The organism is Herbaspirillum sp. ST 5-3 (genome assembly GCF_004804275.1).
GTDB lineage: Bacteria > Pseudomonadota > Gammaproteobacteria > Burkholderiales > Burkholderiaceae_D > Noviherbaspirillum.
In genome coordinates this window covers 72569-83257 of sequence record NZ_STGI01000004.1, presented here as the reverse complement: position 1 = coordinate 83257, position 10689 = coordinate 72569, and the positions used below count along the sequence as shown (strand labels likewise).

Sequence of the window (10689 nt, the reverse complement as noted above, 5' to 3'; positions counted from 1 at the left end):
ACGGCAACGCCTTGCTGTCGGTGAAGATCACGACCGTGCCGGGCGCCGGTGCCTTGACCAACAACGGTGTTGCCGTGAATGCCGGTGATTTCGTGAGCAAGGCCGATATCGACCTCGGCAGATTGGTCTTCACGCCGGCGGCCGGCGCGTCCGGGACTGGCTATGCGAGCTTCAGCTTCCAGGTACGGGACGATGGCGGCACGGGCAATGGCGGGGTCGATCTGGATGCCTCTCCCAACACGATGACCATCGATGTCACGGGCGTCAACGATGCACCGGCCGGCACCGACAAGACGGTGGCGGTGCTGGAAAACGGCAGCTACATCTTCACGGCAACCGACTTTGGTTTCAGCGACAGCGACGGCAATGCCTTGCTGTCAGTGAAAGTCACAACCTTGCCGGCAGCCGGGATATTGACCAACAACGGTGTTGCCGTGAACGCCGGCGATTTCGTGAGCAAGGCGGATATCGACCTCGGGCGGCTGGTGTTCAGGCCCGCTGGCGGTGCATTTGGGACTGGTTATGCGAGCTTCACGTTTCAGGTGCAGGACGATGGCGGCACGGCCAATGGCGGGGTCAATCTGGATGCGTCACCCAATACCATGACGATCGATGTCACGGTCGTCAACAGTGCGCCGGCCGGCACCGACAAGACCGTGACGACGCTTGAAGATGCTGCCTATACCTTTACAGCGACGGATTTCGGTTTCAGCGACAGCGACGGCAATGCCTTTTTGTCAGTGAAGATAACGAGCTTGCCGGCAGCCGGGACACTGACCAACAAGGGTGTTGCCGTGAATGCCGGTGATTTCGTGAGCAAGGCCGATATCGACCTCGGCAGACTGGTCTTCACGCCGATGGCCGGTGCGTCCGGGGCTGGCTATGCGAGCTTCACGTTCCAGGTGCTGGACGATGGTGGCACGGCCAACGGCGGCATCGATCTGGATGCATCGCCCAACACGATGACCATCGATGTCACTGCTGTCAATGATGCACCGGCCGGCACCGACAAGACGGTGGCGGTGCTGGAAAACGGCAGCTACATCTTCACGGCAACCGACTTTGGTTTCAACGACAGCGACGGCAATGCCTTTTTGTCGGTGAAGATCACGACCGTACCGGGCGCCGGGGCCTTGACCAACAACGGTGTTGCGGTGAACGCCGGCGATTTCGTGACCAAGGCGGATATCGACCTCGGCAGACTGCTCTTCACGCCGGTGGCCGGCGCGTCCGGAGTTGCCTATGCCAGCTTCACCTTCCAGGTGCGGGACGATGGCGGCACGGCCAATGGTGGGGTCGATCTGGACGCCTCTCCCAATGCCATGACGATCGATGTCACGCCAGTTAATGTGGCTCCCGGCGGAACCGGATTCCCGACTACTCAGGACAGTTCGACGACGTCAGGTTCTAATGTGACTCCGGGCGGAACCGGTACCACGACAACACAGAGCAGTCCGACGACGTCGGGTACTAATACGACGTCAGGCGGATCCAGTAATCCGGCAATCCAGATCAGTTCGACGACGCCGAGTACCAGGCAGGTTCCCGCTACGGTCTCAGTGATTGATGTGCTGGCAGGCAGCCCTGTCCTGGGCAAGACAACGGTTACAACGCTTGTACCAAGCACAAGCCTGTTGGTTGACGACCATGTCATTGCGTATATCGATGACATGCTTGCCCGGACGACGACAGATTCGGTGTTTGTTCCGGTCCGGATGCCGACCATCCCTGCATCGACGGAAGCGATCGACGAGGCTGCCGTGGCTTATTCAAAATGGCAATCCGCTTTCATTACGTTTGACAAATGGACGTTGCTGCAATTGGACGCGCAGCACAAAACTGCCATGAATCTGCCGCTCGGGCCTGTGCCCGCATCGCCAGACACGGAAGTGCAATTCCGAGGTGGGCCATCGGGGATAGCGGACGTTGCCGGGCCGGATTCGGACGTCATTTCTGCGCAAGCCGTGAAAATTGCTGCGGCCTTGACGTCCGCCGGGGCAGCCTTGTTGGCCCTCAACCGAAGCGCTCTGTTGGCAAGTCTCTTCGTGGCTATCCCTGTCTGGCAACGGATGGATCCTTTGTACATCCTGGACGAACAGGATGAGAAGGACAAGAAGCCGGATGCCCCGGATCTCGACATTGCAGATCATATATTTAATGTAATGGACGAGAACCGGATCCATTGGATCGAAGAAGAACGGGAATGAGACGAGTCTTGCAGGTCAGTCCGGTTACACGTATCAGCCTCGGGATCATATGCCTGATCTTTGCTCTGGTGCTGGCATTCGATTCCTTCTTTTTCCTGTTGCCGCGCAAGCAAGCACAGCAGGCCGAGGCACGCAGTTTCGGCAGCCGGGTGATCAGCGATCAGATCGGCATTCTGCTGGCACGCGGCGATCAGCGAACGCTGCAAGACATGGTCGATCGGCTTGCTGCCAGCAGCCCGGAAATCGTTTCGATCGGCATCCGTCGTGCCAACTCGACATTGGTTGCGGCAAGCCGCGACCACGCATCACGCTGGCAATCCCCGACATTGACGCATGTGGCGGTGCCCTTGTTCGCCGACAAGGCGAGATGGGGCGAGGTGGAGCTGGTTTTCGCCGATCACAGCCCGAGGACGATCGCCGACGTGCTGCGCGAACCGTCCATGCTGTTCCTCCTGTTACTGGCATCACTGGGATTTGTCCTGGTCTACGGCTACCTGCGACGGGCACTGCATTACCTCGACCCGTCGTATTCCGTTCCGCAGCGGGTCAGGGCGGCGTTCGATACCTTGACGGAAGCCGTGCTGATCCTGAACGCCAAGGGGCAGATCATGCTGGCCAATGCGGTGTTTCAGAAGATGACGGGCGAAGGGGATCGGATCGAAGGAAAGGCAATTGCCTATCTGGATTGGCTGATCGCTGGCCTCGACAAGGGATGCGGTGCCGAAGAATATCCGTGGCAGCAGTCGCTTCGCAGCAATCGGACGGTACAAGGACATCGTCTCAAGGTTCGGCTGCCTGACGGCAAAGGGCATGAACTGATCATGAACTGTTCGGTGATCAGCGACGGCAGCGGGGTTGCTCGCGGGTGTCTTGTCACGCTGGAAGATGTGACGGAACTGAGCGAGGCTAATGCAGAGCTTGCGCTGAGAAATCGCGAACTGGCGCGGGTGAACAAGTTGCAGGAAGAACAGCAAAGCGAACTGACCCGGTTTCTCGCGGTTGCCAGCCATGATTTGCGCCAGCCCATGCATTCCCTGAACCTGTACCTGGGCGCACTGAGCAATTACGAACTGCCGGTGCCGGCGCGTCCGGTGCTCGACAATGTCAGGCAGTGCGCGCAGATCATGGACGACATGTTCTTGGCCTTGCTGGACCTGTCGCGCCTGGACGCGCAGGTGGTGGCGCCGCACATCGAGCACTTTCCGATCGCATCGCTGCTGTCGCGCATTGCGGTGGAATTCGCCCCCCAGGCGAAGGCCAAGGGGCTGGAGTTGCGGGTGGCGCCATGTTCGGTGTGGGTGCAGAGCGACCCGGCGCTGGTCGAGCAGATTCTGCGCAATCTCACGGCCAATGCGGTGCGCTATACGGAGTCCGGCGGCATCGTGATTGGCTGCCGGCGCCGCGGCGCGCAGTTGCGGCTGGCGGTGTTCGACACCGGCATCGGCATTGCGGCCGACCAGCAGAAATCGGTGTTCGAGGAATTTTGCCAGATTGGCAACGCGGGGCGTGATCGCGCCAAGGGGCTGGGCCTGGGGCTGGCGATCGTGCGGCGTCTGGCGCGGCTGCTGGACACACCGATCACGCTGGTATCGGAGCCGGGGAAAGGCTCGATGTTTGCGATCGATCTGCAGCGGATCGATCACCTGCAGCCCGGTTGGCAGCAGGGATCGGTAGAGGACGCACAATTCGGAGCGGCACGGGGACGGCTCGCCGGCAAGCTGATCGTGGTGGTGGACGACGAAATCAGTATTCTGGACGCAATGCAGGTGCTGCTCGAGCAGTGGGGATGCAGCGTGGTGACGGCGCTATCCGGGCCGGAAGCCGTGGCCAAGCTAAGCGAAAGCATGCAGGTGCCGGATGCGCTTATCTGCGATTACCGACTGCGGCTGAACGAAAACGGGCTCGATGTCATCAAGACGCTGCAAAGCGAATTCAACCTCGACATTCCGGTGCTGATCATCACCGGCACCATCACGCCGGCACGGATGAAGGAAATGTCCGCGTCTGGCGTGCCCGTACTGCACAAGCCAGTCAACGCGGCGACTTTGCAGGAAACGCTCGTGCGGCTGGTTAGCGAAGCGCAGATCTAGTGATAGGATGCAACTTATGGCCATTCCCCGTCCTTGATGGGGGCATCGGCCTGGAGACAGACTACAAAAAATTTGATCGCTACGTGGAGCGGAAGTCCTCATGAATAGTGCATCTCGATATCACGTTGGAGACCTGATATATGCAAGTGCAAATTCCAAGGTGTTTCGCGGCTATCGAGTAGAGGATGGATTGCCCGTCATCTGCAAGGTGATGCAAAAGGAATTGCTATCGCCTGAACGGCGGGCGCGCTTCAGGCAGGAATACGAGCTGATGCATCAGTTGCATTCCGATGGCATCGCCACGGCATACAGCCTGGAGCCCTATCAAGAGTCACACATGCTGGTGCTGGAGGACTTTGGCGGAACCTCCCTTAACAATCTGGACATCTGCGCAGCGCTGCCTCTCGCGGAATGGTTGCCACTGGCGATTCGCATCACGGAATGCCTCGGGCAATTGCATGACCAGAACATCATGCACAAGGACATCAACCCGTCTAACATCGTGTGGAATCGTAATGATGATGTGGTCAAGCTGATCGACCTGGGAAACGCGACCAAGTTATCCCGGGAAGTGCCGGAAGTGCGCAATCCGGAGTGGCTGGAAGGATCGCTTTTTTATCTCTCGCCGGAACAAACCGGCCGGATGAATCGTGCGATGGACTACCGCACGGACTTCTACAGTCTTGGCGTGACGTTCTATGAACTCTTGAGCGGACAATTACCATTTCCTGCCGATGACGCGTTGGAACTGGTGCATGCGCATATTGCCAAGCGAGCGCAGCCGGTCAGTCAAATCAAGCCCGATATCCCCGAAATGGTCTGTGCCGTCATCGACAAATTGATGGCCAAGACCGCGGAAGAACGGTATCAAAGCGCCGCAGGATTGAAGGCGGATTTGCAAACCTGTTTTGACACGCTCGATGAGCATGGCCGAATTCCTGCATTTGAACTCGGTCAGCATGACTTCTCCAGCCGCTTGCAAATCCCGCAAAAGCTGTATGGCCGTAAAACGCAAATTGCCGCGCTGCTGGACGCCTATAATCGAAGCAGCCAAGGGCCGGGGGAACTGTTGCTGGTAGCAGGTTATTCCGGCATCGGAAAATCGGCCTTGGTGCATGAGGTCCAAAAGCCCATCACGCAAAGCCGAGGTTACTTCATCGAAGGCAAGTTCGATCAATTCAAACGCGACATTCCTTATGCATCGTTAGCACAAGCGTTCAAGGAATTGATTCAACAACTCCTGACCGAAGGCGAAGCAGCCATCGCGGAGTGGAAAGACAAGCTGCTGCATGCGCTAGGCAACAATGCCCAAGTAATCATCGATGTCATTCCCGGCCTGGAACTGATCGTTGGTCCACAACCCAAAGTCCTGGAGATGCCCCCGGCACAAGCGCAAAACCGCTTCAACCATGAATTCAGAAATTTCCTCGGCGCACTCACGTCCGTGGAATGCCCGCTTGCGATCTTTCTCGATGATTTGCAATGGGCCGATCTGCCATCGCTGCAATTGATGTCCCTGCTATTGCAGCCACCTGCTACTCCTCATTTGCTTTTGATCGGCGCCTATCGCGACAATGAAATCACGCCGGGCCATGCATTGACTCTCATCTTGAAAGAGATGGAAAAGAGCGGTGTGGCAATGCACGCCATTTCCTTGCCGCCGCTGCAGCTGGCAGAGATCAGCGAACTTTTATGCGACACATTACACGTCGATGCTCAGCAAGCAAAAGAATTGGCTCATCTCTGTCTTGCTAAAACACAGGGCAATCCCTTCTTCCTCAACCAGTTTTTAAGCACATTAGCCGATCGTGGCATATTGCGCCCCGACGCTGCGCAAGGCTGTTGGGAATGGGATATCGCCAGCATCGAGCAAGCCGGGATTACCGACAATATCGTTGATCTGATGGTGCAAAAGCTGCATAAGCTTCCTCCAGCGACGCAACAAGTATTGCAAGGCGCTGCATGCTTAGGCAATGTGTTTGACCTGAAAATGCTCGCCATCGTTTGTGCCTTGTCAGATGTGCAGACCGCGGAATTGCTATGGGATGCATTGAGGGAAGAACTGATCGTTCCATTGGACGACCACTACAAATATGTCGGGCAGTCGTCCAACACAATCGATCAGGACCTGTCGCCAAATTACCGCTTCTTGCATGATCGCGTGCAACAAGCAGCATACATGCTGGACAATGCGCAAGACAAGCTCGCGATGCATTTGGCGATCGGCAGACTATGGCTGAAGACGTATTCCATAGCAGAGCAGCAAGCGATGGTATTTGAGTTGGCCAACCATCTCAACTTGGGCCGGGAGTTGATGACCGATCCAGCAGAGCGACGCCAATTGGCTCAATTGAATTTGACGGCGGCCCGCAGGGCAAAAGCATCGGCTGCTTACAAACCGGCATTGAACTATCTGCAGGTAGCGACCGAACTCGTAAGCGATGAAGACTGGGATTGCCATTACAGTTTGATGATTGCTCTATATACCGAGGCAGCGGAAGTGGCGCATCTTGTTAACGAAGCGGAGTTAATGGAAAGCTATATCAGCAACGCTTTTGCGCACGTGAATAATCTGGTGGACAAAATAAAACTGTATGAGATCCAGATACGGAACTGCACTGAGCAAAACAAGCAGCGAGAGGCAACTTTTAAAGGAATTGAAGCGTTGCGTTTGTGTGGCATATCGTTTCCGAGAAAGCCCAACAAATTGCATGTTGTGTTCAGTTTGCTTCAAACGCAACTGGCATTGAAAAAGAAAAGCATGGAAGATCTGGTGTGCATGCCTAATATGACTGAGCCGGTGATCTTGGCAGCGCACAATACCTTGCTCAACATACTGAATCCCGCTTATCACGGCGCGCCGAAATACCTTCCGCTGTTTCTGCTTAAAGCAATTCGCTATACGCTTAAACATGGCCACGGTCCGGGTTCGGGCGTTAATTTCGCTTCGCTTGGATTGGTAATTAGCAGCGTGTTGGGGAAGAGTGGGCAAGGCGCGCAATTTGCAGAAGTTGCGCTCGGATTGCAACAGCGGCACGAGATGAGCGCGAATCAATGCCGCGCAATGTTTGTCACGCACGCACTTGTTAATCCCTGGGTTGTGCCGCTACAACAAACAGTCGATCCACTAAAAGACGTTTTTTTCAAGAGTTTGGAAATCGGCGATTTCGAGTACGGTAGACAGGCAATTACCATATCCTGCCTTTACAGCTTTTATAGCGGCGGCGAGCTGACTGAGCTGGACGAAGCGACTGCCGAGTATTGCGGTGCATGGGGCCAAATTGATCGGGAAAGCGGACGACCTTCGATGGTGTTGTTCCGGCAAACGATGCAAAATTTGATGGGGCACGCGCCTGATCCACGTGTTCTTGAAGGATCGATTGTCGATCGGCAGTCCATTCTGCAAATCGAGCAAATGACTGATAACAGTGCACTAATGCTGATCTTATATGGCATGAGATTGATGCTCTGTTATTTGTTCGGCGCTTATAAAGAGGCATTCGACTATGCGGCGATAGGCGAGAAGCATACGAGCGCGCTTGGTTTTTTCGCTATCGCCATTCTCTATTTTTACAATGCATTGAACTGCATCGCCTTACTCAGAGAAGGCCTTGCCGAAGACCGTACGGGCTTACTGCGCAAAGTAAAAAAGAACCAGAAGAAGATGGCGCGCTGGTCCAAGCATGCGCCGTCTAATTTTCTGCATAAATGGTATTTGGTCGAAGCGGAGCTGGCGGGCATATCAGGAAAGAAGCTCAAGGCGATTGAATATTATGAGCAAGCGATCACGCTGGCAAAGGAAAGCGATTTCCTGAATGAGGAGGCACTGGCGCGGGAGTTGGCCGGTCAGTATGCTGCTCGAAACGGAATGGAAGGCGCGGCGCGAGGTTATTTACGCGGTGCGCAGCAAGCCTACCGACGTTGGGGCGCGTTGGCCAAAGTGCGCGACTTGGCACAGCGTTACCCGCAATGGTGTTCGGAGCTGGAAGTACTGGCCCCTTCAATGACATACACCACACGCACGCTGTCTGTATCAATGACCGGCATGAGTGATTCCGGCACCCTAGACTTTGCCACTGCCATGAAAGCATCGCAAGCATTGTCAAAGGAAATCGTGCTGGAGAAACTGCTCAAGCGCTTGATGGAAGTCGCGGTTGAAAATGCAGGCGCACAACGCGGTGTTCTCTTGCTGAAGAAAGACAAGCAATGGTCGGTAGAAGCGGTGAAGCGCGCAGAACAAACCGAAGCCACAGTACTGCAAGCATTGGCATTGGATGAATCCAATCAATACACCGCACCCTTGCCGTTGTCGCTGTTGCATTACGTTGCCCATACACGCGAAGGTCTGGTGATTCAGGATGCACTTGAGGAAAAACTGTTAGCCAATGACGCTTACGTCCAGACCTTCCGTCCGCGTTCGCTGCTGGTCGTCCCCATTCTTCATCATGGAGAAATGACGGGGCTGCTCTATCTTGAGAACAGTGCTGTGTCAGGTGCGTTCACTGAAAATCGGCTGCAAGTATTGCACTTGCTCGCGTCACAGGCGGCGATCTCGATCGAGAACGCACGGCTGTATGCCAACATGGAAGACAGAGTGAGCGCGCGCACTGCAGAGCTGGCACAGTCGGTCGAGACGCTGCGGCAGCTTGGTGAAGTGGGCCGTGTCATTACGGCCAATCTCGATACGGATGCCGTGTTCGATGCGCTGCATCGCCACCTGGGCCGCCTGCTCGATATGTCCACCATGGCCATTTACGGCGCCAGCGGCGACGGCACCATGCTTGAACCGGTGTTTGCCCGGCACGACGGTCAGGCGCTGGTCGACCTGGAAAGCTGTCGGATCGACTCGTCCTGCCATGTGGCCAGAGCCGCGCGCGAGCGGCAGGAAGTGCTGGTGGTAGCAGAAACGGAAGCGGAAGCGGAAGTTCCCGGCGTGGCGCGCGGCGGCCGCTTCATGCGCACGTCGCTGTTTGCCCCGCTGGTAGTGGACGAACGCATGCTCGGCGTCATGGTCGTCCAGTCCGAGCGCAGCCACGCCTACGGCGAGCGCGAACGCATGATCTTCCAAGCCCTGTGCGCCTACGGCGCCATCGCCCTCGACAATGCCGGCACCTACCGCCACCTGCAAGCTACGCTCAAGACCCTGAGCCGGACGCAGATCCAACTGCTGGAGAGAAACCAGGAACTGGCACGCGTGAACAAGCTGCAGGAAGAGCAGCAAAGCGAGCTGACCCGCTTTCTTGCCGTGGCCAGCCATGACATGCGCCAGCCGATGCATTCGCTGAACCTGTACCTGGGCGCATTGAGCAATTACGAATTGCCGGAGCCGGCGCGGCCGGTGCTGGGCAATGTGCGGCAATGCGCGCAGATCATGGACGACATGTTCCTCGCACTGCTGGACCTGTCGCGGCTGGACGCGCAGGTGGTCGCGCCGCACATCGAGCACTTCCCGATCGCCTCGCTGCTGTCGCGCATCGCGGTGGAGTTCGCACCTCAGGCCAAGGACAAGGGCCTGCAGTTGCGGGTGGCGCCTTGTTCGGCCTGGGTGCAGAGCGACCCGGCGCTGGTCGAGCAGATCCTGCGCAACCTCACCGCCAATGCGGTGCGCTATACGGAATCCGGCGGCATCGTGATCGGTTGCCGGCGGCGGGGCGCTCGGTTGCGGCTGGCGGTGTTCGACACCGGCATCGGCATTGCGGCCGACCAGCAGAAATCGGTGTTCGAGGAATTTTGCCAGATCGGCAATACCGGACGTGATCGCACCAAGGGGCTGGGCCTGGGGCTGGCGATTGTGCGACGTCTGGCGCGGCTGCTGGACACGCCGATCACGCTGGAATCGGAGCCGGAGAAAGGCTCGATGTTTGCCATCGATCTGCAGCGGATTGACCCGTTTCAGTCGAACTGGCAGCGGAAGCCGCTTTGGACCACGGTACTCGACACCCCGGCCGGATCAATGCAGGACCACCTCGCCGGCAAGCTGATCGTGGTAGTGGATGACGAGATCAGTATTCTGGATGCGATGCGCGTGTTGCTTGAGCAGTGGGGCTGTACCGTGGTGACGGCGCTGTCCGGGCGGGAGGCGCTTGCAAGCTTGAGCCTGAGCATGCGGGCGCCGGACGTACTCATCTGCGACTACCGGCTGCGCCTGAGTGAGAACGGACTGGACGTGATTCGGATGCTGCAGAGCGAATTCAACCTCGACATCCCGGTGCTGATCATCACCGGCACCATCACGCCGGCAAGGATGAAAGAAATTACCTTGAGCGGTGTACCGGTGTTGCACAAACCGGTCAATGCAGCCAGCTTGCGAAAATCACTCCTGCAGATCGTCGAGCGACATTGAACGCATGCATCGCCGGTCGCCGACCGACGAGGATAGAATTATTTGAATC

Annotated in this window: 3 protein-coding genes; all 3 read left to right on the top strand. The window is 57.0% G+C overall.

The window, feature by feature from the left end; all coding sequences use genetic code 11:
* A partial coding sequence (locus tag E6W33_RS26995; protein ID WP_211097293.1) for a cadherin-like domain-containing protein occupies positions 1-2207 on the top strand: 2207 nt, incomplete at its 5' end.
* Positions 2204-4297 carry an ATP-binding protein gene (locus tag E6W33_RS09655; protein ID WP_136416937.1) on the top strand — a complete coding sequence of 698 codons (2094 nt, stop codon included), beginning with the start codon at positions 2204-2206 and terminating at the stop codon, positions 4295-4297. The genes E6W33_RS26995 and E6W33_RS09655, both read left to right, overlap by 4 nt.
* Before the next feature lie 100 nt (positions 4298-4397).
* Entirely contained in the window at positions 4398-10640 is a 6243-nt protein-coding gene (locus tag E6W33_RS09650) for an AAA family ATPase (protein ID WP_136416935.1), read from the top strand.
* Positions 10641-10689 lie beyond the last annotated feature (49 nt).

Excerpts from the sequence above, each read along its gene's own strand:
- E6W33_RS09655 (WP_136416937.1), top strand. The coding sequence starts at position 2,204 with ATGAGACGAGTCTTGCAGGTCAGTCCGGTTACACGTATCAGCCTCGGG.
- E6W33_RS09650 (WP_136416935.1), top strand. The coding sequence starts at position 4,398 with ATGAATAGTGCATCTCGATATCACGTTGGAGACCTGATATATGCAAGT.